This is a genomic window from Pseudomonas sp. HN2-3 (assembly GCF_020691745.1).
In the GTDB taxonomy this organism is placed as follows: domain Bacteria; phylum Pseudomonadota; class Gammaproteobacteria; order Pseudomonadales; family Pseudomonadaceae; genus Aquipseudomonas; species Aquipseudomonas capeferrum.
In genome coordinates, this window is the sequence record NZ_CP085704.1 from 226,381 (window position 1) to 249,891 (window position 23,511).

A 23,511-nucleotide genomic window follows, 5' to 3' on the forward strand; every position below is an offset into this window, starting at 1 on the left:
TGGGTCAACGCCGCAGCTTTTCCGTCATATCGCGAATCACGCCATGGACGATGCGCCTGATCAGCCTGCTTTCACCGGCACTCCAAGTATGAGCATGCTTTTCCAGAAGCGCTCTTGCCGCATCCTCCACGCTCGGTACCAGTCCATCAATGATCTTGTTGCCTAGAGGCGCACGAACTCCAATGGCCTCACCGAGGCTGAGAACACTGGCCCTGGTTACGTCGGCATGGGTGCGGATACCCTCGGGTTTCCACACCAGTTCTGCCTCAAGCCAAGGCGCAGCAGACTCCCCGTAGACGGCCGTGCACAAGAGATCATAGTGCGGCGCGAGGTAGTAAGCATCGGGGCGAACGAAGAACGAAAGGTTCTTTAAATGGGCATCGTTGTTGCCGACCAGTACGTTGAAAACCAGCCATTCGAATAGCTGAATGCGTGTCTGGGCCACATTTCGGACCAGCCCCAGAATCCTTTGCAAGGTTTCTGCAGTCGCTTGTTGATACTTGAAGCTTTTGTCGAGTGTGAGCAATTGGCAAGCATCGAGCGTATGCACGCGCTCGAGCCCATCATTCACCTGTGTCCGGTCGAAGCGCTCTATCAGATAGGTTGCCTCAGGCACGCGGCGAACCGTAACCTCTGGAACTTCCAGCCCTACCTCGCGTGCAACACTCATCACGAACCATTCATTTACTGCGGTCGCATCATAGAGATCACGGTCAGGGTGGTCGGGCTTGAGAATATGGGTCGACGGCGTGCTGCCGACGGGCTCAAACAGCGCATCTTTCGCCATGACGATCGGTAGCTTGTGCTGAGCGCCGGCGAGTGACATTCGCTTCGGGGCACCCGTCGTCAGTGCAACTCGAGGCAGGTTGCGAATCCTTTCACTCAACTGAGCATTCGAGAGGGGCTTCAGTCCGCTGGCCTGTTCGCACTGAGCCTCAGGTAGCAATGTGATCGCACCTGCAGACTCTGAGCCGTAGTAGCCTAGCAGGCCAAAAGCGTCTGCGAAGTCAAGCTTTGCATCGTTGGCCAGTAGTGACCGTGCTTGCTCTTCGGGAAGCAGGTTGTCAAAGAACCACTGCACGGGGCGCTCCGATGATCCGTCAACAAGCAATCCTTTGGCTCGAGGAAGTGCAGGCGACAGGTCGTAGCCATCGGCTCGGGCCATCCACTCTGGCGTATATTCAAGGCTCCAGACACCTGCATTGTCGGTGAGGGTTGCCACGTGGTGACTGTTGATCAGGATGTGGAGGGCTCTCATTTGCCAGGTACATCCACGTAGACCCGAATGCCGAGCTCCTGCATTACCTGCAGTACGCTTGCGAGCGAGACACTGCCTTTGCCTCGTTCAATGTCTCTGAGCAGAACGTGGCTCTTGCCGACAATGAGGGCTAGATCCGATTGGGTAATTGCCTGGCTTTTCCGTACCTGACGTATTGCGTTACCCAAATCGGTTGGCGTCTGGATCTGTTGAAGGATGCCCATGGAGTGTTCAACCGGGTCGAAGGAATAATTTCGATTATGGCTCCGAACAGGCATCATTCAAGGAAAACTAAGGTTTTATTTCGTTTTTCTTGTTTATGAAGATTTCAAGATAAAAACGAAAGTATTGTTTCGCTAGCCTGCTTTCAACATGCTCTGGCGACCTAGGCTAAAGGATAATTTAGTTCAGTTGTAATGGGGCCGCACAGCGGCCCCCAAAATGGCTCACCGCTTGTTCAATCCCTTCGCCAACCGATCCCCACCCAGCTGAATCACCGCTACCAGCGCCACCAGCATGGCAATCACGGTCAGCATGATCTGGCTGTCAAAGCGCTGGTACCCATAGCGATAGGCAATATCCCCCAGCCCACCGGCGCCAATCGCCCCGGCCATGGCCGACGAGTTGATCAAGGTCACCAGGGTGATGGTGAACCCGCCGACGATGCCCGGCAGCGCTTCGGGCAACAGCACATGCCAGACGATGTGCCAGCGCCGGCAGCCCATGGCTTGCGCGGCTTCCACCAAGCCATGGTCGACTTCGCGCAAGCTCACTTCGGCAATGCGTGCAAAGAAGGGTGTGGCGGCGATGGTGAGCGGCACCACGGCCGCCCACACGCCGTAGGTAGTGCCGACCAACAGGCGGGTGAACGGTATCAGCGCGACCATCAGGATCAGAAAGGGGATCGAGCGGAACAGGTTGACGAACGCGCCCAGCACCCGGTTAAGCAGGCGCGCCTCGAATATCCCGCCTTTGTCGCTGGTGACCAGCAGCACCGCCATCGGTACCCCGACCAACAGGGCGATCAGCGAAGACACGCCGACCATCAGCAGGGTATCGAGCAAGCCTTCAAGCAGGCGATCAAACCACATGGCCCAATACCTCCACGTCTTCGGCCCAACGGCGGGCGCGCGCCAGCAACTGGTGGGTTTCGTGTGGCGAGTGCTGCACCGACAGGATCAACTGCCCGAGCGCATGCTCACCGATGGTTTCAACACCCCCTTGCAGCAGGCGTACACGCCCGCCCAGGTCGTTGAACAGGGCAGACAGCTCCGGCTCGCCGAGCAGGGTCAGCTTGAGTACCACGGCGCTGTCGCGGCTCACCGGGCTGGCTTTGAGGCTGGCCTGCAAGCTAGCCGGCAGCTTGGCCTGCAACGGCGCGAGCAAGGTGCGGGTCACCTCGTGACGTGGCGCGCCGAATACCCGCCAGACCTCGCCCTGTTCGACCACTTCGCCACGCTCCAGTACCACCACGCGGTGGCAGATATCACGGATCACCGCCATCTCATGGGTGATCAGTACGATGGTCAGGCCCAGGCGCTGGTTGATGTCGCGCAGCAGCTCCAGGATCGAGGCCGTGGTTTCGGGGTCCAGTGCCGATGTGGCCTCGTCGCACAAGAGGATCTCGGGGTCGTGCACCAGCGCCCGGGCAATACCGACCCGCTGCTTCTGCCCGCCGGAAAGCTGCGCCGGGTAGACCTGGTGCTTTTCCTGCAGGCCAACCAGCTCCAGCAGTTCGCGGACCTTGCGTTGGCGTTCGGCCTTGGGCACCCCGGCCACCTTCAGCGGCAGCTCGACGTTCTGCCACACGGTCTTGGCCGACATCAGGTTGAAGTGCTGAAAGATCATGCCGATGCGACGGCGCAGCGTGACCAGGCGGTCCTCGTCGAATGGCGCGATGTCCACCTGGTCGATCAGCACGCGGCCTTGGCTGGGCTGCTCCAGGCGGTTGATGGTACGCAGCAGCGATGACTTGCCGGCGCCGCTGCGGCCGATGATGCCGAAGATCTCACCCCGGCGGATGTTCAGGTCGATGCCGTGCAAGGCGGGCTGCGCCTGGCCAGGGTAGGTCTTGCCCAGGCCGATGAAGCGCACATGGGCTTCATTGACCTCGGGGCGCAGGGCCTGTTCCTTGGCCGTTGGCGGCAATGGTTGTGGTGTCGGCGCCCTGAGTGCGCTGGCCTGGCTCATGTCAGCCCTCCCAACCGGCCTGGTAGAGGTTGCCGTGGGCTTTGTTCAACGCCGCGCGCACGGCGGGCGAGTGCTGGTAGATGTCGACGAACTTGGCCAGGCGGGGGTCGTCCTTGTTTTGCGGACGGATGACGAACTGGATCACGTACTCCTTGTTTTCCAGGCCGTCGAACAGCAGCGCCGAGGTGGCGTCGAAGGTGTTGGCCAGGCGGATGTAGGCCGGGTAGCCCTGGACCAGATCGGCGTCGTCATAGGCGCGCACCAGTTGCACCGCCTCGACCTGCAGAATCTTCAGTTTCTTGGGGTTGGCGACGATGTCGTCCTCGGTGGCCTTGTAGCCGACCCCCGGCTTGAGCGTGATCAGCCCGGCCTTGGCCAGCAGCTGCAGGCCACGGCCGCTGTTGATCGGGTCGTTGGCGATGGCCACGCTGGCGCCTTCGGGAAGCTCGGCGAAGCTTTTGTATCGCTTGGCGTACAAGCCGACGTTGTTGATGATGCCCGGCGCGTAAGGCACCAGGTTGAAGCCTGCGGCGGCCTTGGCGTTTTCCAGGAACGGGATGTGCTGGAAGTAGTTCACGTCGATGTCGCCGCTGTTGAGGCTGACATTGGGTGCGATCCAGTCGCTGAACTCGATCAGCTTGACCTCCAGGCCCTGCTTGTGAGCCTCTTCCACGGCGGTTTCCAGTGGGATGGCGAAGGCTGAGGTGGTGCCGATCTTCAAGGGCTCGGCGGCGATCGCGCTGGCGCACAGGCCGAGGGTGAAGGCCATGGCCGCGACGGGCCGGAACAGTTTCTCAAGCATGGTGCAAGGCTCCAGTCGGGGCAGGGGTTGGGGTGAAGCGGTAGGCCGAGCCGGGGTGGCTGGCGGGCAGGTGCGGGTGGTCGGTGTCGAACAGCTTCGCGCGCAGGGTGCCTTCGGCGTAGGCGGTCTTGTAACGGCCACGCTGTTGCAGTTGCGGGATGACCAGGTCGATGAAGTCTTCAAAGCTTTCCGGGGTGACGGTGCGGGTCAGGTTGAAGCCGTCCAGCCCGGTTTCGTCGAGCCAGGCGATCAACGCATCGGCGACCTGCTCGGGTGTGCCGACCAAGGTCACGTAGCGGCCGCCCAGGGCGTGTTGCTCAAGCAGACGGCGGCGGGTCCAGGCGTTTTCCTGCAGCTGGCGGGTGGCCGACTGAATGGCGTTGCCCTTGCTGAAACCGATCGGCTCGTCCAGCCCATAGGTCGCAAAATCGATGCCGGTGGAGGCGGCGAAGTGCGCAACGCCAGCCTCTGGGCTGGCATGACGCAGGTACTCGGCATGCTTGGTCTGGGCCTGTTGCTCGGTGGCGGCGACGATCACCGTGATGCCCATGAACACCTTGATGGCCTGCGGATCGCGGCCGGCTGCCTGGGCGGCGGCGCGTACCTTGTCGACCTGGGCGCGGGTGGCGGTTTTGTCCTGGCCGCTGATGAACACGCATTCGGCATGGTTGCCGGCGAACGCCAGGCCACGCGTGGAGCTGCCCGCCTGGAACAGCACCGGTGTGCGCTGCGGTGACGGTTCGCTCAGGTGGTAGCCCTCGACGTTGTAGAACTCGCCGTGGTGGCTGACCTTGCGCACCTTGTCGGGCTGGGCGTAGATGCGCTGCTCGCGGTCGGCGACCACGGCATCGTCGGCCCAGCTACCTTCGAGCAGTTTGTACAGCACCTGCAGGTATTCGTCGGCCTGGTCGTAGCGGCGGTCGTGCTCGGGTTGCTGCGCCAGGCCCATGGCGCGGGCAGCGCTGTCGAGGTAGCCGGTGACGATGTTCCAGCCGACCCGGCCATTACTCAGGTGGTCGAGGGTGGAGAGGCGGCGGGCGAACAGGTAGGGCGCTTCGTACGTGAGGTTGGCGGTAAGGCCGAAGCCCAGGTGGCGGGTGACTGCGGCCATGGCCGAAACCAGCAGCAAGGGGTCGTTGACCGGCAGCTGGATCGACTCCTTGAGGGTCACCTCCAGCGACTGGCCATAGATGTCGTAGGTGCCGACGATGTCGGCGATGAACAGCCCGTCGAACAGCCCCCGTTCCAGCAGGCGGGCCAGGTCGGTCCAGTACGCGAGGGTCTTGTACTGGGTCGAGGTGTCCCGCGGGTGGGTCCACAGGCCATGGTTGATATGCCCGATGCAGTTCATGTTGAAGGCATTGAGCAGCATCTGCTTGGCCATCAGATGGTCCCCCGGCGCGGCGGGTTTTCGTTGTTGAGGTAGTAGTTGCCGATGGCGTGGTACTTCCAGCGCACCGGGTCGTGCAGGGTGTGCACCCGGGCGTTGCGCCAGTGGCGGTCGAGGTTGTGCTCGGCCAGGGTGGCCTGGCTGCCGGCTAGTTCGAACAGCGTGGTACCGGCGGCGAGGGAGATTTCGGTGCTGATGGCGCGTGCTTCGGCCACGGCGATGGAGGCGGCGGCGACGTTGTCGGCGCTGCTGTCCTGCTGGGCGCGGTCGAGGTATTCGCCCGCGCGTTCCAGCAGGGCTTCGGTGGCGTGCAGGCGGATTGCGAGCTGGCCGAAGCTCTTCAGGGTCAGTGGGTCTTCGCTGGCCTTGTCCAGGCCCGAGTCGACCCAGGGGCGGCTGCGGGTGCGCACGAAGTGCAGGGCATCCTCGTAGGCGGCGCGGGCGATGCCGGTGTCGATGGCAGCGTGGAGGATCTGTGCCAGTGGGCCGACCGGGGTCGGGCGGTCGAAGGCGCTCTGGAACGGCACGACGTCTTCGGTGCGCACCCACACGTTGTCGAATACCACCGAGCCACTGCCGGTGGTGCGCTGGCCAAAACCGCTCCAGTCGTCGATCACCTGCAGGCCCTGGCTGTCGGCGGGGACGAAGGCCAGTTGCTGCACGCCGTCTTCGTCGATCACCGAGGTGGGGATGCGCTGGGCGTAAAGGGCGCCGGTGGCGTAGAACTTGCGGCCATTGATACGAAAGCCGTCGCCATCTCGGGTCAGGCGGGTGGTGCGGTCGTTGGCGGTTTTCGTGCCCAGCTCGGCCAAGGCATTGCCGAAGCGCCGGCCCGCCAGCACTTCGGCGTACAGGCGCTGTTGCTGCTCGGGGCTGCCGTTTACGCGCAGCACTTCCAGGGCGTAGAAATGGTTTTGCGGTATTTGCCCGAGCGAGGCGTCGGCCTGGGCAATGCGGGCAATGACCTTGGCCAGGGTAACGTTGGAGACACCGGCGCCGCCGAAGGCCTTGGGTACGCTGATGGCCCACAGGCCAGAGCGGGTGAACAGGTCGAGTTCGGCGAGGGGCAGGCGGCGCTCGCGGTCGCGCAGGGCGCTGTCGCGGCGCAGTTGCTGGGCGATGTCTTCGGCGATGGCCAGGGCTTGGGTGTCGTGGGTGATGATGTTTGTGGTCATGGTGTTTCTCCGGGGCCTCTGGGGCCGCTTCGCGGCCCTTTCGCGACGCAAGGCCGCTCCTACAGGGATCGGGGGCTGTCTGTAGGAGCGGCCTTGCGTCGCGAAAGGGCTGCACAGCAGCCCCCAGGGCCAAAAAATCAGATCCAGGAATGCCGAGCAGGCAGGGTGCCGTTGAGGTGGTAGGCCCCCACCGCGTGGTACTTCCAGCGCACCGGGTCATGCAGGGTGTGCACCCGGGCATTGCGCCAGTGGCGGTCGAGGTTGAACTCGGCAAGGGTGGCGCGGCTGCCGGCCAGCTCGAACAGCTTCTCGCTGGCCTGCAGGCTGATTTCGGTGGTCAACACCTTGGCCTCGGCCACGGCGATCGACGCGCGGGCCGCAGCGGCTGCGTCCACTGGCGTTGCATTGACCTCATCGAGTACCCGCGCTGCCTTGCGCAGCAGCGCCTCGGCAGCGTGCAGCTCAAGCTTGAGGCGGCCGATATCGGCAATCACATACGGGTCGTCGCTGGCGCGCTCGACCTTGGCCTCGATCCACGGCCGCGACTTCTCCCGCACAAAGCGGATGGCCTCTTCGATGGCTGCTTCGGCGATGCCGGCGTCGATGGCGGCCTGGATCAACTGCGAGGCTGCCCCCTGGATATTGGGGATGTCACGCTGGCGCCAGTTGTCGATCACCAGTTCCGCGTCCACCGGCACCTGGTCGAGCAGCACGGTGCCGCTGGCAGTGGTGCGTTGGCCGAACCCGGACCAGTCATCGACGATGCGCAGGCCCGGGCTGCCACGGCGGACGAAGGCCAGGCGCTGGCGGCCCTCGTCATCCAGCGCCTTGACCGCCACCCAGTGGGCGAACAGGGCACCGGTGGAGTAGAACTTTTCGCCACTGATGCGATAGCCGTCGCCCGTGAGGGTGATCTTCGCCTTCAGGGTCAGGGTGTCTTTGGTGCCGCGCTCGGGGCCGGCGTTGCCGATGCGCCAGCCGTCCAGCACGCTGCGGAAGATCACCGCCTGCTGTGCCTCGGTGGCCGTCAGGCGCAGCAACTGCAGCATGCCGAACTGATTCTGCGGGATCTGCCCCAGGGCCGGGTCGGCGGCACTGATCAGGCGGAATACTTCGGCGACGGTTTCGAACGAGACATCAGGTCCGCCGTGGGCCTTGGGTACGCTGATGCTGCCCAAGCCGCTGCGGGTGAACTGCTCGATCTCTGCCCATGGCAGCTTGCGTTGCTGGTCGCGGCGCGCGGCCTGCTCACGGGCCACATCGGCCAGCTCGCGAGCAGCTTGCAGGGCTTCGGCGTCGTTGCGCAGCACCTTGGCTGGCAGCAGCAGGGGCGAGCTGTCGAGGTCGCTATGGAAAAGGGTATTTGGCTGGCTGGACATCAGTACCGCTCCTTGGCTGCACTCAATGCCCTGGCGATACGCACTGGGGTGATTGTGATCCTGACCATTCCTAACCTCACAAAAGTAGTTGTGTCGCTTCAGCTGATGGCGACAGACGTTTGCTGGTCCGGTGGTCCGGTGTATATACCCTAATAGCTTATTAAAAGATTATGAACTAACCTTTTGGAATATATATAGAAGTCGAGATGTGCAGCGGGTGTGCCGGCCCTATCGCGGGCAAACCCGCGAAGAGGCCGGTGCAGGCTTACTCGGAAGCCGCAGTACCGAGAAACTTGCGCAAGAACTGCCGAGTACGTTCTTCCTTGGGCGCGGCAAACAACGCCTTGGCCTCGCCCTGCTCGACGATCACCCCCTTGTCGAAGAAGATCACTCGGTTCGCCACATCCCGCGCAAAGCCCATCTCGTGGGTGACGATGATCATGGTGCGCTTCTCTTCGGCGAGGCCGCGGATGGTGGCGAGCACTTCACCGACCAGCTCGGGGTCGAGCGCCGAGGTGGGTTCGTCTAACAGGATCACCTCAGGCTCCATGGCCAGGGCACGGGCAATGGCTACCCGCTGCTGCTGGCCACCGGACAGGCGCCGGGGGTAGGCATCTTCCTTGCCCGCCAGGCCGACCTTGGCCAACAGCTTACGCCCCAGCGCCACGGCTTGGTCGCGGGGCGTTTTCTTGACGATCACCGGCCCCTCGATCACGTTCTCCAGGGCAGTGCGGTGCGGGAACAGGTTGAAGTTCTGGAACACGAACCCGGCCTGCTGACGCAACCGGCGGATCGCACTTTGCTGACCGCCCAGCGGGCGATTGGCATCGATGCTGATGGCGCCGATCTGGATCTGCCCCGCGTCGGGGGTTTCCAGCAGGTTCAGGCAGCGCAGGAAGGTGGTCTTGCCAGAGCCGCTGGGGCCGATGATGGCGACCACTTCGCCTGGCTGCACGGTAAGGTCGATGCCGTTGAGCACGGTCTGGCCCTTGAACTGCTTGGACAGGCCATTGACTACGATCATGCTCAGTGCTCCTGGTCATGTTGGTTGACCCGCGCTTCCATGCGGTTCTGGAAGTGCGCGAGGATACTGCAGAGTATCCAGTAGATAACGGCCACAGCCAGGTACATGGTGAAGACTTCGAAGGTGCGCGCAGTAATCAGCTGGGCCTGGCGGAACAGCTCGGGCACCTGAATGGTCGCCGCCAGGGCAGTGTCCTTGACCAGCGAGATGAAGCTGTTGCCCAGCGGCGGCAAGGCTGTGCGCAAAGCCTGCGGCAGGATTGCCCGGCGCATGGCCTGGGTGCGGGTCATGCCAATGCTGGCGGCGGCCTCCCACTGGCCACGGTCGATCGAGGAAATCGCCGCCCGCAGGATTTCGCAGATATAGGCGGCCATGTTCAGCGACAGGCCGATCAGCGAGGCCGGGATCGGGTCGAGTTCGATACCGATCTGCGGCATGCCGAAGTAGATCACGAACAGCTGCACCAGCAGCGGCGTGCCTCGGAAGAACGACACGTAGATGCGTGCCAGCCAGTCCAGCGGCAGGATCTTCGACAGCCGCATCAGGGCCAGGGCAAAGCCCAGCACCAGGCCGAAGAACATGCCGCCGACACTGAGCAGCACCGTATAACCCGCGCCCTTCAGCAGGAAGGGCGTGGAATCGACAACGAGTTGCAGGCTTTCAGCGATCATTTGGTGACATCAGCACCGAAGTATTTTTCCGACAGCTTGGCCAACGTGCCGTCGGCTTTGAGCTTGTCGATGGCCTTGTTGATTGCCGCCAGCAGTTCAGGCTCGCCCTTGCGCAGGGCCACGCCGCTTTCCAGACGCGAGAAGGCGTCACCGGCCAGTTCCGTGTCCTTGGCTTTTTGCGCGTATTCCAACGCGGCCAGGCGGTCGATCAGGATGGCGTCGATGCGGCCGTTGCGCAGGTCGGCGAACTTGCTCGGGTCATCCTCGTAGGTGCGCACGTCCGCTTTCGGCACGTCCTGCTTCACCCATTGTTCGTAGTTGGTGCCCAGGCCCACGCCGACCTTCTTGCCTGCCAGGTCCTGCGCGGTCTTGATGTTCAGCTGTTCGGCCTTCTTCTTCAGGATCAGCGCCTGAATGCCAGAGACGGTGTAGGGCTCGGAGAAGTCGTACTTCTTCTTGCGCTCTTCGGAAATGGTCACCTGGTTGATCACCACATCCAGCCGCTTGGACTCCAGTGCCGCGAGGATGCCATCCCATTTGGTCGGTTGAACTTTAGCCTTGACCCCCAGCTCCTTGGCCAGCAGCTCGGAAAGCTCGACTTCGAAGCCGCTCAGCTTGCCGTTTTCGTCCTGGAAGCTGAAGGGCGGGTAGGTGCCTTCCAGGCCGACGTTGATCACGCCCTTTTCCTGGATGGTCTTCAACTGCTCGCCGGCGAACGCCTGGCTGAGCAGGCCGGCACCCAGCAGGATGGCCAGGCTGGCGTTGAGTAGCGGTTTGGCGAATTTCGACATGTCAGGCCCCGCGCTTGTTGTGGAAGTGGTGGGTGGCGACTATAGAGTTGGCCGCTTAGGCCAGGAAATAATAAAAAATTATCTTATTATTCCTTTTTTGTTTTTCTGTCGATGTAAGTCAGCTTTGAGGTTAGGCCAGGATGCTGGCGCCGTCATCGCGGCTTATGCCCTACTTAGCGCAGGATGGAATAAAGCGTTGTTTTTTCTAAGGGATGGATTTGCCGTAGAGTGGTTTGCATAACGACAGATTGGCCCCAGGCAGGAGAACACCGTGAGCGAACAACCAACATCCGCCCATTGGCAGCTGCACAGCATCGTCAGTGGTTTGCGCAGCGCCCGCGAGCAGTGGCGCAGCCGCAATGGCCGCAGCATTGGCGAGCAGGGCGGGCGCGAACTGCCTTCTCGCGAGGCCATGCGGCAAGTCCTCGAACAGTTGTGCGGGGCGCTGTTCCCCATGCGGCTGGGGCCGGTCGACCTGCGTGAAGAGAGCGAGGATTTCTACGTAGGCCACACCCTGGACGCCGCCTTGACCGCGTTACTGGCCCAGGCCCGCCTGGAGCTGCGCTACGCCGCTCGGCAAAGCCAGGGCGACCTGGCAGCCGTCGATGCCCAGGCCCTGCGCCTGATCCAGGCCTTTGCCGCGGCGTTGCCCAACTTGCGCGTGCTGCTCGACACCGACGTGCTGGCCGCCTACCACGGCGACCCGGCGGCGCGCAGTGTTGACGAAGTGCTGCTGTGCTACCCCGGCATTCTGGCGATCATCCATCACCGTTTGGCGCACCATCTGTACCAGGCGGGCCTGCCGCTGCTGGCCCGTATCAGTTCGGAGCTGGCGCATTCGGCAACCGGTATCGACATCCACCCCGGGGCGCAGATCGGGCCGAGCTTCTTCATCGACCATGGCACCGGGGTGGTGATTGGCGAGACGGCAATCATCGGCGAGCGTGTGCGTATCTACCAGGCAGTCACCCTGGGCGCCAAACGCTTCCCCAGCGATGAGTCGGGGACGCTGCACAAAGGCCTGCCGCGCCACCCCATCGTCGAGGACGATGTGGTGATCTATGCGGGGGCGACGATCCTGGGGCGCATTACCATCGGCAAGGGCTCGACCATTGGCGGTAACGTGTGGCTGACCCGCAGCGTGCCGGCCGAGAGCAACATTACCCAGGCGAACCTGCAGCTCGATTGCCAGGACAAGAACTGACCTAAGCTATCTACGGTCTTGGCCGTCCCTTTCGCGGGGCAAGCCCGCCCCCACATGAGCCCCCCAATCTCGGGTCTGGTGGGGCACCTGTGGGAGCGGCCTTGCCCCGCGAAAGGGACGGTACAGGCATAAACCGATCAGCACCCCGGTTCGCATCAAATCCCGATCCATGTTTAACTTGAACGCTTGTTCAATGATAAACGCTGGTCCGCTGCCGGTGTTCAACAGGAGGATTCCTTTGCTGAACCCGTTCATTCCGAACCTTTCGTCACTCGACGAGGTGCATGCCCGATGAGTGCACCGAACCCATCCCTTGCCAATGGCAAGATCCGCATGAACCCCCCGGTGTTCTATTTCGCGGCAAGCTTCATCCTTCTCTTCGGCCTGGTGGTCATCATCAACCCGCAAGCTGCCGGCGACTGGTTGCTGGCGGCGCAGAACTGGGCGGCCAACACGGTCGGCTGGTACTACATGCTGGCGATGACGCTGTACCTGGTCTTCGTGGTGGTCACCGCCTTGTCCGGCTACGGCAAGATCAAACTCGGTGCCGACCACGACGAACCCGAGTTCAGCTACCTGTCCTGGGCCGGCATGCTGTTTGCCGCCGGCATCAGCATCACGCTGTTCTTCTTCTGCGTGTCCGAACCCCTGACCCACATGCTGCAGCCGCCCCAGGGCGAAGCGGGCACGGCAGAGGCCGGGCGCCAGGCGATGCAGATCCTGTTCCTGCACTGGGGCCTGCACGGCTGGGGTGTGTTTGCCTTCGTCGGCATGGCACTGGCCTACTTCGCCTACCGGCATAACCTGCCACTGGCCCTGCGCTCGGCGCTGTACCCGCTGATCGGCAAACGTATCAACGGGCCGATCGGCTACGCGGTGGACGGCTTCGGCATCATTGCCACGGTGTTTGGCCTGGGCGCCGACATGGGCTTTGGCGTGTTGCACCTGAACGCCGGCCTCGACTACCTGTTCGGTATCAGCCACAGCCAGTGGGTGCAGGTGGCCCTGATCACCTTGATGATGGGTGCGGCGGTGGCCGTGGCGGTCGCCGGGGTGGAGAAGGGCGTGCGGGTGATGAGCGACATCAACCTGTTCCTGGCCTGCGCCCTGCTGCTGTTCGTGCTGTTCGCCGGCCCCACCCAGCACCTGTTCAATACGCTCATCCAGAACCTGGGTGATTACCTCGGCGCCTTGCCACGCAAGAGCTTCGACGTCTATGCCTACGGTGAAAACCGCGACTGGCTGGGCGGCTGGACGGTGTTCTACTGGGCCTGGTGGATTGCCTGGGCGCCCTTCGTGGGCTTGTTCATTGCGCGCATCTCGCGTGGCCGCACCATCCGCGAATTCGTCTTCGGCGTGTTGCTGATCCCCCTGGGCTTCACCCTGGCGTGGATGTCGATCTTCGGCAACAGCGCCCTGGACCAGGTCATCAACCACGGCATGACCGCGCTTGGCCAGTCTGCCCTGGATAACCCGTCGATGAGCCTGTACCTGCTGCTGGAAACGTATCCCTGGAGCAAGGCGGTGATCGCGACGACGGTGTTCATCAGTTTCGTGTTCTTCGTCACTTCGGCCGACTCGGGCACCGTGGTGTTGTCGACCTTGTCGGCCAAGGGCGGTGACCCGGATGAAGACGGGCCTAACTGGTTGCGGATCTTCTGGGGTGCGATGACCGCGCTGATCACCAGCGCACTGCTGTTTGCCGGCAGCATCGATTCGCTGAAGTCGGCGGTGGTGCTGACCTCGCTGCCGTTCTCGCTGATCTTGCTGTGCATGATGTGGGGGCTGCACAAGGCGTTCTACCTGGAGTCCCAGCGGCAGATCGCGCAGATGCATTCGTTGGCCCCGTTCGCCCAGTCACGCCGCGGGCGTGGTGGCTGGCGTCAGCGCCTGAGCCAGGCGGTGCACTTTCCGTCGCGTGATGAGGTGTACCGCTTCATGGACGACGTGGTGCGCCCGGCGATTGCCGATGTGCGTGAAGTGTTCGAGCAGAAGGGCCTGGTGCTGATTACCCAGGACGACCCCAGCCATGACAACGTCAGCCTGAAGATCGGCCATGGTGAAGAGCAACCGTTCATCTACCAGGTGCAGATGCGTGGCTATTTCACGCCGTCGTTTGCATTGGGTGGGCTGGGTACGCAAGAGTTGAAAAACCGCCGCTATTACCGGGCGGAGGTGCACCTGAGCGAGGGCAGCCAGAACTACGACCTGGTGGGCTACAGCAAGGAGCAGATCATCAACGACATCCTCGACCAGTACGAGCGGCACATGCAGTACCTGCACCTGGTCCGCTAGACCCCAAGGGCCGCTCCCACAGATTCCGCACAATGCCTGAGAGCAGCGGGGTACTTGTGGGAGCGGCGGTGCGGCGAGCCGACTTGCCCCGCGAAGAGGCCGGTGCAGGCCCCATCAATTTTCAGAACGGCGCATCCCCCAGGATCGTCGCCCGGTGCATCACCCGCCGCTCAGGCCGGTAATCATCCACCGCAAAATGCTGGGTCACGCGGTTGTCCCAGAACGCCACATCATTTTCCTGCCAGCGCCAGCGAATGCTGAACTCCGGCCGTGTCGCATGGGCGAACAGCAGCTTGAGCAACGCTTCGCTTTCATACTCGTTCAACTCGTTGATGCGCGTGGTGAACCCCTCGTTGACGAACAGCGCCTTGCGCCCGCTCACCGGGTGGGTGCGTATCACCGGGTGCGACAGCGGCGGGTTGTTGCGCCGTGTCGCCTCCCAGCGCGCCAGGTCTTCGGGCGTTGTGCCAAACCGTTCGAGCGGGAATGACTTGGTGAAGTCGTGGGTAGCGGTGAGCCCGTCGAGCATCGCGCGCAACGGCGCCGACAAGGCTTCCAGCGCGGCAATACCACTGGCCCACAGGGTGTCGCCGCCATACGCCGGCAGCTGCTTGGCGCTGAGTACCGCGCCCAGGGCCGGGGTCGGCAGAAAGGTCACGTCGGTGTGCCATACCGCATTGTCGCGCACGTCGGTGACCGCCGTGTCGAGTACCAGCACCTGCGGGGTTTCGGGCACGTTGGGGTAGATCGGGTGGATGTGCAGGTCACCAAAGCGGGCAGCGAAGCTGGCCTGCTGCTCCGGGTTGAGCGGTTGCTCGCGGAAAAACAGCACCTGATGCTTGAGCAACGCCTGTTCGATGGCATCGCGCTGCTCGGCGGTGATAGCGCGGCTGATGTCCACGCCGCTGATCTGCGCGCCGAGCGCCGGGCTGAGAGGGGTGATGGTCAGGCTCATGTCGGTCTCGATCTGTTCTATGGGCGCCGAAATGCCGGCGTGGTCAGTGGCTTTGCCCGTGCCAGGGCACCAGTTTGCGTTGCAGGGCGCGCAGGCTCATCTCCAGGGCAAAGGCGATCAGGGCGATCAGCAGGATGCCCAGCACCACCACGTCGGTGACCAGGAACTGCGCCGCCGACTGCACCATGAAGCCCAGGCCGCTGGTGGCGGCGATCAGTTCTGCGGCCACCAGGGTCGACCAGCCCACGCCCAGGCCGATACGGATGCCGGTGAGGATGTCGGGCAATGCGCTGGGCAGGATCACGTGACGGATCAACTGCGCCTTGCTGGCGCCCAGCGACTGCGCGGCGCGCAGCTTGGTCGGGTCGACAGTGCGCACGCCGGTAGCGGTGGCGATGGCAATCGGGGCGAAGATCGCCAGGTAGATCAGCAGCACTTTCGACAGCTCGCCAATGCCGCACCAGATGACGATGAGCGGCAGATAGGCCAGCGGCGGGATAGGGCGGTAGAACTCGATCAGCGGGTCGAGAATGCCCCGCGCCACGCGGTTGTAACCGATGGCGATACCGACCGGAATGGCGGTCAGGGTCGCGGCCACCAGGGCCAGGCCGATGCGGCCCAGGCTGGCGCCCAGGTGCTGCCACAGGCTGGCATCCATGTAGCCTTGGGTTAGCAGGGTCCAGGCCCTGGCCAGGATGTCGCCGGGCGAGGGCAGGAACAGCGGCTCGATCCAGCCAGCTGCCGTCACCAGCCACCAGACCAGCAGCAGGCTGGCCAGGGTCAGGGTGCTGATCCAGCGGGTGGAAAGCGGGCGGCGTGTCTTTTCGGCAGGCCGGGTGTGGCTATCGTGCTTGCCGTTGACCGGCAGATCCAAGCTGCTCATGCGCGCTCCTGCAGGCTTTGGCGTTGGGAGAAGACCCGCGCCAGCACATGCTCGCGGGTTTCGATGAAGCGTGGGTCGGACTTGATCGCCCGGGCCGACTCGCCAGCGGCATAGCGCTGGCCGAAGTCCAGTTGCAGGCGCTCGACCACACGGCCGGGATTGGGGGCCAGCAACACCAGCTCGCTGGCGAGGAATACGGCTTCTTCGATGTCGTGAGTAATCAGGAACACCGGCTTGGCGGTGCGCTGCCAGACCTGCAGCAGCAGCTCTTGCATCTGCTCGCGGGTGAACGCGTCGAGTGCGCCGAACGGTTCGTCCATCAGCAGTACCCGTGGGTCGGCCGCCAGCGCGCGGGCAAGGCCCACACGCTGCTTCTGGCCACCGGACAATTGCCAGATGCGCCGCTCGGCGAACCCTTCCAGGTCGACCAGGGCCAGCATCTCGCGGGCCTTGGCTTCACGTTGCGCGCGCGGCACGCCGGCCAGCTCAAGGCCGAAGGCGACGTTGCCCAGCACGTTCTGCCAGGGCAGCAAGGCGTCGTCCTGGAACACCACGCCGCGTTCGGCGCCTGGGCCTTTGACCGGCACGCCGTCCAGGCTGATGCGTCCGCCGCTGGGGGCCACGAAGCCGGCGATCAGGTTGAGCAGCGAAGTCTTGCCGCTGCCGGACGGCCCCAAGGCCACCAGCAGTTGGCGTGGCCCCAGGCTCAGGTTGATGTCGGCCAGTACCGGGGTGCTGGCGCCGGGGTACTGTGCGCTGATGCGCTCCAGTTCAAGCAAGGCCATGGCTGGCTCCGGGTCAATTAGGCAGGAACTTGGCGCTGACGTACGGCGAGTAGTCCGGCAGCACGGCGTCGACCTTGCCTTGCTGCTTGAGGAAGTTAGCCGTGTCGGTCAGTGCTTTGGTGGTTGGCGCACCCAGGGCGTTGGCCTGGTCTGCGGCCAAGGGGTAGACGTTGCCTTCCAGCAGTACCGGGATATCGCTGGCCTTGGCGCCGGACAGCTTGACCAGCTTGGCCACGTTGTCTTTGTCGGCCAGCCAGGCTTGCGGGTCTTTGCGGTAGTCGGCGTAGGCGTCGAGCGTGACCTTGGCGAAGGCCTTGACCACGTCGGGGTGCTTGTCGGCGAAGTCCTTGCGCACGATCCAGGCGTCGAAGGTAGGTGCGCCTTTTGCGGCCAGTTCACCCGAGGTGATCAGCACTTTGCCGTTTTCCTTGGCCACGCCCAGGGCCGGGTCCCAGACGTAGGTGGCGTCGATGTCACCGCGCTTCCAGGCCGCAATGATGGCCGGTGGTGCGAGGTTGAGGATCTGCACCTTGGTGGGGTCGATGTTCCACGCCTTGAGCGCCGCCAACAGGCTGTAGTGGCCGGTGGAGACGAAGGGCACGGCGACTTTCTTGCCGATCAGGTCGTGTGGCGTCTTGATGGTGTCGCGCGCCACCAGCGCTTCGCCAGCACCAATCTGGGTGGCGATCAGGAAGGTTTCGACCGGCAGCTTGCGGGTGGCGGCGGCGGCCAGGGGGCTGGAGCCGAGGTAGCCAATTTGCACGTCACCGCTGGCCACGGCGGTGATCACATCGGCGCCGTTATCGAATTTGCGCCAGTCGATGCTGGCCTTGCTGGCTTTTTCGTAGTCGCCATCGACCTGGGCCACTTTGGCCGGGTCGACTGTGGTCTGGTAAGCCACGGTCAGGTCAGCAGCCTGGGCCAACCAGCTGGTGCTGGCGAGAGTCAGGGCGGCGAACAGGCGCAGCGGAGCGTGCGGGATCATGGTGAACCTCTCGTCAGGCAATCGATGTGATGGATGGCGAGAAGACTAGATGATCTAAGAAATCGAAAATAAATAACTTTTTAGAATTAGCTTAGGAGCCAATTGCTGTAAGGCAGGTGCGGCCCGAGCAGGGAATGGAAGGTGACCTGTCGCCATGGCGAAAACCGAGAGCACTGCTAGGCTCTTTGACCCTTAGACCGTGATGGAATTAGGTTATGAGCAAACGTTTGCAAATAACTGAAAGTTATGAATGCTGCGCCTGGCTACAACAAATGGCAGTAAAGGTTCCTAATATATTCCGGAATAATCTTACAAATTCATAAAACGGTCATTTTGGATTTATAGGATTGTCATTATCCTGTAGCGCAGGTGGCCTTAGACCAAAGTCGCGAAACGTTTAGAAATGATTGACTTCATGGTCACGCTTTGGGACTAAATCGCCAATCCACGGTGAGCAGGGCAGCAGATCCCGCCGCCAGAGATACACAAGAATTAGAACGTAGAGGAGCAAAACATGTACAAGTCCAGCCTGGCTCTGGCCGTGGCACTGGGGGTTCTCGCCCAACAAGCAGGCGCTGCCGGTTTCGTTGAAGACAGCAAACTGTCGCTCAGCTCGCGCACCATGTACTTCAACAACGACAACCGTGACGGCGGTGCTGACAACCGCGAGTCTGGTCAGGGCTTCAAGCTCGACTACCTGTCCGGTTTCACCGAAGGCACCGTTGGTTTCGGCGTCGATGTCCAGGCCCTGTGGGGTATTCACCTGGATGGCGGCCGCGGCAAGCACCCTGACAACAGCAGCTTCTTCCCCAGCGATACCGACGGCTCTGCTGTGAGCCAGTGGGCGCGCGTGGGCGGTAACGCCAAGGCTCGCTTCTCCAAGACCGAGGTTCACTACGGTAGCGCCCTGGCGCCGAACCTGCCGATCCTGGTTGCCAACGATGGTCGTCTGCTGCCGCAGACCTTCGAGGGTGGCACCATCCAGTCGAAGGAAATCGACAACCTGACCGTCAACGCCGGTCAGCTGACCCACGCCATGGGCCGTGCTTCGAGCAACCGTACCGGCCTGTCCGTGGCGGGCGCTACCCAGGACAGCAACAAGTTCCGCTACGGCGGCCTGGACTACAAGCTCACTCCAGACCTGACCCTGCAGTACTACTACTCGAACCTGGAAGACTTCTACAAGCAGCACTTCCTGGGCGCGACCCACGTGTTCAAGATCGCTGACGACCAGTCGTTCAAGACTGACCTGCGCTATTTCGACAGCAGCAGCGACGGCAAAAACGGTGAAGCCGGCTACCGCTTCAGCAACAACGGCGGTTATGCCAAGAACGCTGGCGAGGTCGACAACAAGACCTGGACCGCCATGTTCACCTACACCCTGGGTGGCCATGCGTTGATGCTGGGCCACCAGCGCGTCAATGACGACGGTGGCTTCGTCTGGCTGAACCAAGGCAACGTGGTTGACGGCAATGGCCGCAACGAAGGCGCCGGTGGTTCGAGCTTCTACCTGTTCACCGACAGCATGATCAACCAGTTCGCCAAGGCCGGTGAAAACACCACCTTCGGTCAGTACTCGTATGACTTCGCGCGTCTGGGCGTGCCAGGCCTGAAAGCCTCGGTCTCCTACCTGAAAGGTGAAGACGGCAAGAACGCCAACGGCAACGGTACCTTCAGCGAATGGGAACGTGACGCCCGCGTCGACTACGTCATCCAGGAAGGCACCTTCAAGGGCCTGGGCGCCAGCCTGCGTCACGGTGTCTACCGTGGTACTGGCACCAGCTCCCTGGCTGACCAGGATCAGACCCGTCTGATCTTCAACTACACTTACAACTTCCTGTAAGCCGTAGCTGAACAAGGAGCCTCGCCTAGTGCGAGGCTTTTTTGTGTGTGCGATTTAGTATGCTATTAGGTTATAAATAGAGCAGCATTTATTCTTTTTGTTTTTAATCGAAAGCAGGCACATTGAACGTCACAAGGCCAGAACACAGCACAGGAGCCGCACCCCATGAGCCTCAAACTCGGCGATATCGCCCCCGATTTCGAACAGGATTCCAGTGAAGGCAAGATCCGTTTTCATGAGTGGCTCGGCAACAGTTGGGGTGTGCTGTTCTCTCACCCGGCCGACTTCACCCCGGTGTGCACCACCGAACTGGGCCTGACCGCCAAGCTCAAGGACGACTTCGCCAAGCGTGGGGTCAAGGCCATCGCGCTGTCGGTGGACCCGGTCGACTCGCACCACAAGTGGATCGATGACATCAACGAGACCCAGAACACCGTGGTCAACTTCCCGATCATCGCCGACGCCGACCGCAAGGTTTCCGACCTGTACGATTTGATCCACCCGAATGCGAACGACACCCTGACCGTGCGCTCGCTGTTCGTCATCGACCCGAACAAGAAGGTGCGCCTGACCATTACCTACCCGGCCAGTACCGGGCGCAACTTCAACGAAATCTTGCGGGTGATCGATTCGCTGCAGCTGACCGACAACTACAAGGTCGCCACGCCAGGTAACTGGCAGGACGGTGACGAGGTGGTGATCGTGCCTTCGCTCAAAGACGAGGAAGAGATCAAGCAGCGCTTCCCCAAAGGGTATCGAGCGGTGAAGCCCTACCTGCGCCTGACGCCGCAGCCTAATCGTTAAAGGATCCTCGTTGTATTGCTCTTAGCCATGCAGGGTTTTTCGGGCCGTTTCGACGGCCCTTTTTTTTGCCTGGGATTTGTGCAGCTTGGGGCCGCAGAGCAGCCTCAAAACCGCAAACCATCTAAATAACAATAAGGAATAAACAAATGAAAAAATATGATTTCTAGATATATAAACAGGCTGTTAATGTCACTCCAACAGAACACAAGGAAGCGCTGCAATGCTGGTCGTCTCAATCGGTGGTAGCCCTGGTACCCGTTCACGCTCTGGCGTGCTGCTCGAACGCTCGCGCCAGTGGCTGCAGGACCGCGGCGTTGAAGTGGTGACGTTCCAGGTCCGTGACTTCCCCGCCGAAGACCTGCTGCATGCACGCTTCGACAGCCCGCAGGTGCAGCACTTTCAGCAACTGGTGGCTCAAGCCGACGGCCTGATCGTCGCCACCCCGGTGTACAAGGCCTCGTTTGCCGGTGCGCTGAAGACGTTGCTCGACCTGCTGCCCGAGCGCGCCCTGGAGCACAAGATCGTGCTGCCAATTGCCACCGGCGGCAGCATCGCCCACATGCTGGCGGTGGATTACGCGTTGAAACCGGTGCTGTCGGCACTCAAGGCGCAAGAGACCCTGCAAGGGATCTTCGCCGACGACAGCCAGGTCGTCTACGCAGAAGGCAGCAAGCCAGCCCAACTGGCGAGCGCCCTGCAAGAACGTCTGCATGACTCGCTGGAAACGTTCCATGTTGCCCTGGCCCGTCGGCCGCGGCCGGTAGCGCCCGGTGTATTGAATGAACGGCTGATCAGCGCCCGCTGGAGCATCTGACCCGCCTTACTGCTGTACCACCTTACTCGCCCGTCAACGAGGCAAGCAGGTGCAACCCGAACCCTATTCGCACAGGAGAGCGCCATGCGCACAGTCTTCTTGCGTCGTGGTCTGGTCGCCCTGTTTGCGGCGGCTGTGTCCTTCGGCGCCATCACCCAAGCCCAGGCAGAGAGCCTGCGCATCGGTTACCAGAAATACGGCACCCTGGTGCTGCTCAAGGCCAAGGGCACGCTGGAGAAGCGCCTGGCCGAACAGGGCGTGCAAGTGCAATGGACCGAATTCCCCGGTGGCCCGCAGCTGCTCGAAGGGCTGAACGTCGGCTCCATCGACTTCGGCGTCACCGGCGAAACACCGCCCGTGTTCGCCCAGGCCGCCGGTGCCGACCTGCTCTATGTCGCCTACGAGCCGCCTGCGCCGCACAGCGAAGCGATCCTGGTAGCCAAGGGTTCGCCGATCCAGTCGGTGAAAGAACTCAAAGGCAAGAAGGTCGCGCTTAACAAGGGCTCGAACGTTCACTACCTGCTGGTGCGTGCGCTGGAAGACGCCGGCCTCAAGTACAGCGACATCCAACCGGTCTACCTGCCTCCAGCCGATGCCCGTGCTGCGTTCGAGCGCGGCAGCGTCGATGCCTGGGTGATCTGGGACCCTTACCAGGCTGCCGCCGAGCAGCAGCTGCAGGCACGCACCCTGCGTGACGGCAAGGGCCTGGTCGACAACCATCAGTTCTACCTCGCCACCCGTGACTACGCCACTCAGCACCCGGCTGTGATCAGCACCTTGATCGAGCAAGTGCGCGCTGTGGGCGAGTGGTCCCAGGCCAACCCGCAGGAAGTCACCGACCAGGTCGCACCGCTGCTGGGGCTGCCTGCCGACATCACCCTGACCTCGGTCAAGCGCCAAGGCTACGGCGCCGCGCCGCTCACCCCTGAGGTGGTGGCCGCACAACAGAAGATCGCCGACACATTCCAGGCACTCAAGCTTATTCCCAAGCCGCTGAGCATCAAGGACGTGATCTGGACACCCCCGGCCAAGGTCGCCAGTGCGCCTTGATTGATTTGCCTGCGCCGGGGCGCCGCTCCGGCTTGAGCCACCCTTGAGGAGACAACTCCAATGAGCCTTAACATTTTCTGGTTCCTCCCGACCCATGGTGACGGCAAGTACCTGGGCACGTCCGACGGCGCGCGCGCAGTCGACCATGGCTACCTGCAGCAGATTGCCCAAGCTGCCGACCGCCTTGGTTTTGGTGGGGTGCTGATCCCTACCGGGCGTTCTTGCGAGGATTCCTGGCTGGTGGCGGCGTCGCTGATTCCAGTGACCCAGCATCTGAAATTCCTGGTTGCCCTGCGCCCCGGCATCATTTCGCCGACCGTGGCGGCGCGCCAGGCCGCGACCCTGGACCGCTTGTCCAATGGCCGTGCACTGTTCAACCTGGTGACCGGGGGCGACCCGGACGAACTGGCCGGTGACGGCCTGCACCTGAGCCATGAAGAACGCTACGAAGCCTCGGTCGAGTTCACTCGCATCTGGCGCAAGGTGCTGGAAGGCGAAAGCGTCGATTACGACGGCAAGCACATTCAGGTAAAGGGTGCCAAGCTGCTGTACCCGCCGATTCAGCAACCACGCCCGCCGCTGTATTTCGGCGGTTCGTCCGAAGCGGCCCAGGACCTGGCTGCCGAGCAGGTCGAGCTGTACCTGACCTGGGGCGAGCCACCTGCCGCCGTGGCCGAAAAAATCGCCCAGGTGCGCGAAAAGGCTGCCGGCCAAGGCCGTGAAGTACGCTTTGGCATCCGCCTGCACGTGATCGTGCGTGAAACCAACGAAGAAGCCTGGGCCGCAGCCGACCGCCTGATTTCGCACCTGGACGATGACACCATCGCCCGTGCCCAGGCCTCGCTGGCGCGCTTCGATTCGGTTGGCCAGCAGCGCATGGCAGCCCTGCATGGCGGCAATCGCGACAACCTGGAAGTCAGCCCCAACCTGTGGGCGGGTGTCGGCCTGGTGCGTGGTGGTGCCGGTACTGCGTTGGTCGGCGATGGCCCGACCGTGGCGGCCCGGGTCAAGGAATACGCCGAGCTGGGCATCGATACATTCATCTTCTCGGGTTACCCACACCTGGAAGAGTCCTACCGCGTGGCCGAGCTGTTGTTCCCGCATCTCGACGTGCAGCGCCCGGAGCAACCGAAAGCCGGTGGTTACGTGAGCCCGTTCGGCGAGATGGTGGCCAACGACATCCTGCCCAAGTCCGTGTCGCAGAGCTGAGGGC

General features: G+C 62.6%; 22 protein-coding genes. 7 read left to right on the forward strand and 15 right to left on the reverse strand.

The annotated features are described in order from the left end of the window. Window positions 1-4 precede the first annotated feature (4 nt). The 11 genes from LJX93_RS00970 to tcyJ all read right to left on the reverse strand — a co-directional run bounded on the left by LJX93_RS00970 (window position 5) and on the right by tcyJ (window position 10,680). Complete coding sequence (locus LJX93_RS00970; protein ID WP_095064949.1) at window positions 5-1,258, reverse strand: HipA domain-containing protein; 1,254 nt, start codon at window positions 1,256-1,258, stop codon at window positions 5-7. Beyond that, window positions 1,255-1,539, reverse strand: coding sequence for a helix-turn-helix domain-containing protein (locus LJX93_RS00975; RefSeq protein WP_320327157.1), 285 nt, complete (start codon window positions 1,537-1,539; stop codon window positions 1,255-1,257). Before LJX93_RS00975 ends, LJX93_RS00970 begins: the two co-directional genes overlap by 4 nt. A 165-nt stretch (window positions 1,540-1,704) precedes the next feature. Further along, window positions 1,705-2,349, reverse strand: a complete 645-nt coding sequence (locus LJX93_RS00980; protein WP_033703266.1) for a methionine ABC transporter permease — start codon at window positions 2,347-2,349, stop codon at window positions 1,705-1,707. Next, window positions 2,339-3,448: a methionine ABC transporter ATP-binding protein gene (locus tag LJX93_RS00985; protein ID WP_095064953.1), complete on the reverse strand. Its 1,110-nt coding sequence runs from the start codon at window positions 3,446-3,448 to the stop codon at window positions 2,339-2,341. Before LJX93_RS00985 ends, LJX93_RS00980 begins: the two co-directional genes overlap by 11 nt. Before the next feature lies 1 nt (window position 3,449). Next, window positions 3,450-4,250 (reverse strand): MetQ/NlpA family ABC transporter substrate-binding protein, encoded by an 801-nt coding sequence (locus LJX93_RS00990; protein ID WP_033703264.1) that lies wholly within the window; start codon window positions 4,248-4,250, stop codon window positions 3,450-3,452. Further along, the gene (locus LJX93_RS00995) at window positions 4,243-5,634 is read right to left on the reverse strand and encodes an LLM class flavin-dependent oxidoreductase (protein WP_227696654.1); all 1,392 of its coding nucleotides are present in this window, start codon (window positions 5,632-5,634) and stop codon (window positions 4,243-4,245) included. Before LJX93_RS00995 ends, LJX93_RS00990 begins: the two co-directional genes overlap by 8 nt. Beyond that, complete coding sequence (locus LJX93_RS01000; RefSeq protein ID WP_095064955.1) at window positions 5,634-6,815, reverse strand: SfnB family sulfur acquisition oxidoreductase; 1,182 nt, start codon at window positions 6,813-6,815, stop codon at window positions 5,634-5,636. Before LJX93_RS01000 ends, LJX93_RS00995 begins: the two co-directional genes overlap by 1 nt. Window positions 6,816-6,952: 137 nt before the next feature. Beyond that, window positions 6,953-8,194 carry an SfnB family sulfur acquisition oxidoreductase gene (locus LJX93_RS01005; RefSeq protein ID WP_033703261.1) on the reverse strand — a complete coding sequence of 414 codons (1,242 nt, stop codon included), beginning with the start codon at window positions 8,192-8,194 and terminating at the stop codon, window positions 6,953-6,955. 265 nt (window positions 8,195-8,459) lie between these two features. Next, the gene (gene tcyN / locus LJX93_RS01010; protein ID WP_227696656.1) at window positions 8,460-9,218 is read right to left on the reverse strand and encodes an L-cystine ABC transporter ATP-binding protein TcyN; all 759 of its coding nucleotides are present in this window, start codon (window positions 9,216-9,218) and stop codon (window positions 8,460-8,462) included. Between the two features lie 2 nt (window positions 9,219-9,220). Further along, window positions 9,221-9,889 carry a cystine ABC transporter permease gene (gene tcyL / locus LJX93_RS01015; RefSeq protein ID WP_033703258.1) on the reverse strand — a complete coding sequence of 223 codons (669 nt, stop codon included), beginning with the start codon at window positions 9,887-9,889 and terminating at the stop codon, window positions 9,221-9,223. After that, window positions 9,886-10,680 carry a cystine ABC transporter substrate-binding protein gene (gene tcyJ / locus LJX93_RS01020; protein WP_095064963.1) on the reverse strand — a complete coding sequence of 265 codons (795 nt, stop codon included), beginning with the start codon at window positions 10,678-10,680 and terminating at the stop codon, window positions 9,886-9,888. Before tcyJ ends, tcyL begins: the two co-directional genes overlap by 4 nt. A 271-nt stretch (window positions 10,681-10,951) precedes the next feature. Between tcyJ and epsC the strand changes: the two genes are divergently transcribed. Continuing rightward, window positions 10,952-11,884, forward strand: coding sequence for a serine O-acetyltransferase EpsC (epsC, locus tag LJX93_RS01025; protein ID WP_033703256.1), 933 nt, complete (start codon window positions 10,952-10,954; stop codon window positions 11,882-11,884). Between the two features lie 333 nt (window positions 11,885-12,217). Continuing rightward, the gene (gene betT, locus LJX93_RS01030; protein ID WP_167334472.1) at window positions 12,218-14,179 is read left to right on the forward strand and encodes a choline transporter BetT; all 1,962 of its coding nucleotides are present in this window, start codon (window positions 12,218-12,220) and stop codon (window positions 14,177-14,179) included. 121 nt (window positions 14,180-14,300) lie between these two features. On the opposite strand, the gene tauD is transcribed toward betT, so the two are convergent. From tauD to tauA, 4 genes are read right to left on the reverse strand one after another with little or no spacing between them, the layout of a single operon-like run. Then, a complete protein-coding gene (gene tauD / locus LJX93_RS01035; RefSeq protein WP_047582898.1) occupies window positions 14,301-15,134 on the reverse strand; it encodes a taurine dioxygenase in 834 nt (277 codons plus the stop codon). Window positions 15,135-15,177: 43 nt separating this feature from the next. Continuing rightward, a complete protein-coding gene (gene tauC, locus LJX93_RS01040; protein WP_033703249.1) occupies window positions 15,178-16,017 on the reverse strand; it encodes a taurine ABC transporter permease TauC in 840 nt (279 codons plus the stop codon). Beyond that, window positions 16,014-16,802 carry a taurine ABC transporter ATP-binding subunit gene (gene tauB, locus LJX93_RS01045; protein ID WP_033703248.1) on the reverse strand — a complete coding sequence of 263 codons (789 nt, stop codon included), beginning with the start codon at window positions 16,800-16,802 and terminating at the stop codon, window positions 16,014-16,016. The genes tauC and tauB overlap by 4 nt, the downstream gene beginning before the upstream one ends. Before the next feature lie 13 nt (window positions 16,803-16,815). Continuing rightward, complete coding sequence (tauA, locus tag LJX93_RS01050; RefSeq protein WP_227696658.1) at window positions 16,816-17,787, reverse strand: taurine ABC transporter substrate-binding protein; 972 nt, start codon at window positions 17,785-17,787, stop codon at window positions 16,816-16,818. A 514-nt stretch (window positions 17,788-18,301) separates the two neighbouring features. On the opposite strand from tauA, the gene LJX93_RS01055 reads away from it, so the two are divergent. The 5 genes from LJX93_RS01055 to ssuD all read left to right on the forward strand — a co-directional run bounded on the left by LJX93_RS01055 (window position 18,302) and on the right by ssuD (window position 23,507). After that, entirely contained in the window at window positions 18,302-19,630 is a 1,329-nt protein-coding gene (locus tag LJX93_RS01055) for an OprD family porin (protein ID WP_033703246.1), read from the forward strand. A gap of 165 nt (window positions 19,631-19,795) precedes the next feature. Continuing rightward, on the forward strand, window positions 19,796-20,434 hold the full coding sequence (locus tag LJX93_RS01060) for a peroxiredoxin (protein ID WP_033703245.1): 639 nt from the start codon (window positions 19,796-19,798) through the stop codon (window positions 20,432-20,434). A 220-nt stretch (window positions 20,435-20,654) separates the two neighbouring features. Further along, window positions 20,655-21,248, forward strand: a complete 594-nt coding sequence (gene ssuE, locus LJX93_RS01065) for an NADPH-dependent FMN reductase (protein WP_033703244.1) — start codon at window positions 20,655-20,657, stop codon at window positions 21,246-21,248. 84 nt (window positions 21,249-21,332) lie between these two features. Further along, the gene (locus LJX93_RS01070; protein WP_033703243.1) at window positions 21,333-22,298 is read left to right on the forward strand and encodes a sulfonate ABC transporter substrate-binding protein; all 966 of its coding nucleotides are present in this window, start codon (window positions 21,333-21,335) and stop codon (window positions 22,296-22,298) included. 60 nt (window positions 22,299-22,358) lie between these two features. Then, complete coding sequence (ssuD, locus tag LJX93_RS01075) at window positions 22,359-23,507, forward strand: FMNH2-dependent alkanesulfonate monooxygenase (RefSeq protein ID WP_033703242.1); 1,149 nt, start codon at window positions 22,359-22,361, stop codon at window positions 23,505-23,507. Window positions 23,508-23,511: the final 4 nt, after the last annotated feature.

Coding starts and splice junctions, on each gene's coding strand:
- LJX93_RS01000 (WP_095064955.1), bottom strand. CDS start 6,815: ATGACCACAAACATCATCACCCACGACACCCAAGCCCTGGCCATCGCC.
- LJX93_RS00975 (WP_320327157.1), bottom strand. CDS start 1,539: ATGATGCCTGTTCGGAGCCATAATCGAAATTATTCCTTCGACCCGGTT.
- LJX93_RS01005 (WP_033703261.1), bottom strand. CDS start 8,194: ATGTCCAGCCAGCCAAATACCCTTTTCCATAGCGACCTCGACAGCTCG.
- tcyL (WP_033703258.1), bottom strand. CDS start 9,889: ATGATCGCTGAAAGCCTGCAACTCGTTGTCGATTCCACGCCCTTCCTG.
- LJX93_RS00970 (WP_095064949.1), bottom strand. CDS start 1,258: ATGAGAGCCCTCCACATCCTGATCAACAGTCACCACGTGGCAACCCTC.
- tcyJ (WP_095064963.1), bottom strand. CDS start 10,680: ATGTCGAAATTCGCCAAACCGCTACTCAACGCCAGCCTGGCCATCCTG.
- tauA (WP_227696658.1), bottom strand. CDS start 17,787: ATGATCCCGCACGCTCCGCTGCGCCTGTTCGCCGCCCTGACTCTCGCC.
- LJX93_RS01060 (WP_033703245.1), top strand. CDS start 19,796: ATGAGCCTCAAACTCGGCGATATCGCCCCCGATTTCGAACAGGATTCC.
- LJX93_RS00990 (WP_033703264.1), bottom strand. CDS start 4,250: ATGCTTGAGAAACTGTTCCGGCCCGTCGCGGCCATGGCCTTCACCCTC.
- LJX93_RS01055 (WP_033703246.1), top strand. CDS start 18,302: ATGTACAAGTCCAGCCTGGCTCTGGCCGTGGCACTGGGGGTTCTCGCC.
- ssuD (WP_033703242.1), top strand. CDS start 22,359: ATGAGCCTTAACATTTTCTGGTTCCTCCCGACCCATGGTGACGGCAAG.
- LJX93_RS00980 (WP_033703266.1), bottom strand. CDS start 2,349: ATGTGGTTTGATCGCCTGCTTGAAGGCTTGCTCGATACCCTGCTGATG.
- tauB (WP_033703248.1), bottom strand. CDS start 16,802: ATGGCCTTGCTTGAACTGGAGCGCATCAGCGCACAGTACCCCGGCGCC.
- ssuE (WP_033703244.1), top strand. CDS start 20,655: ATGCTGGTCGTCTCAATCGGTGGTAGCCCTGGTACCCGTTCACGCTCT.
- LJX93_RS00995 (WP_227696654.1), bottom strand. CDS start 5,634: ATGGCCAAGCAGATGCTGCTCAATGCCTTCAACATGAACTGCATCGGG.
- betT (WP_167334472.1), top strand. CDS start 12,218: ATGAACCCCCCGGTGTTCTATTTCGCGGCAAGCTTCATCCTTCTCTTC.
- tauC (WP_033703249.1), bottom strand. CDS start 16,017: ATGAGCAGCTTGGATCTGCCGGTCAACGGCAAGCACGATAGCCACACC.
- tauD (WP_047582898.1), bottom strand. CDS start 15,134: ATGAGCCTGACCATCACCCCTCTCAGCCCGGCGCTCGGCGCGCAGATC.
- LJX93_RS01070 (WP_033703243.1), top strand. CDS start 21,333: ATGCGCACAGTCTTCTTGCGTCGTGGTCTGGTCGCCCTGTTTGCGGCG.
- tcyN (WP_227696656.1), bottom strand. CDS start 9,218: ATGATCGTAGTCAATGGCCTGTCCAAGCAGTTCAAGGGCCAGACCGTG.
- LJX93_RS00985 (WP_095064953.1), bottom strand. CDS start 3,448: ATGAGCCAGGCCAGCGCACTCAGGGCGCCGACACCACAACCATTGCCG.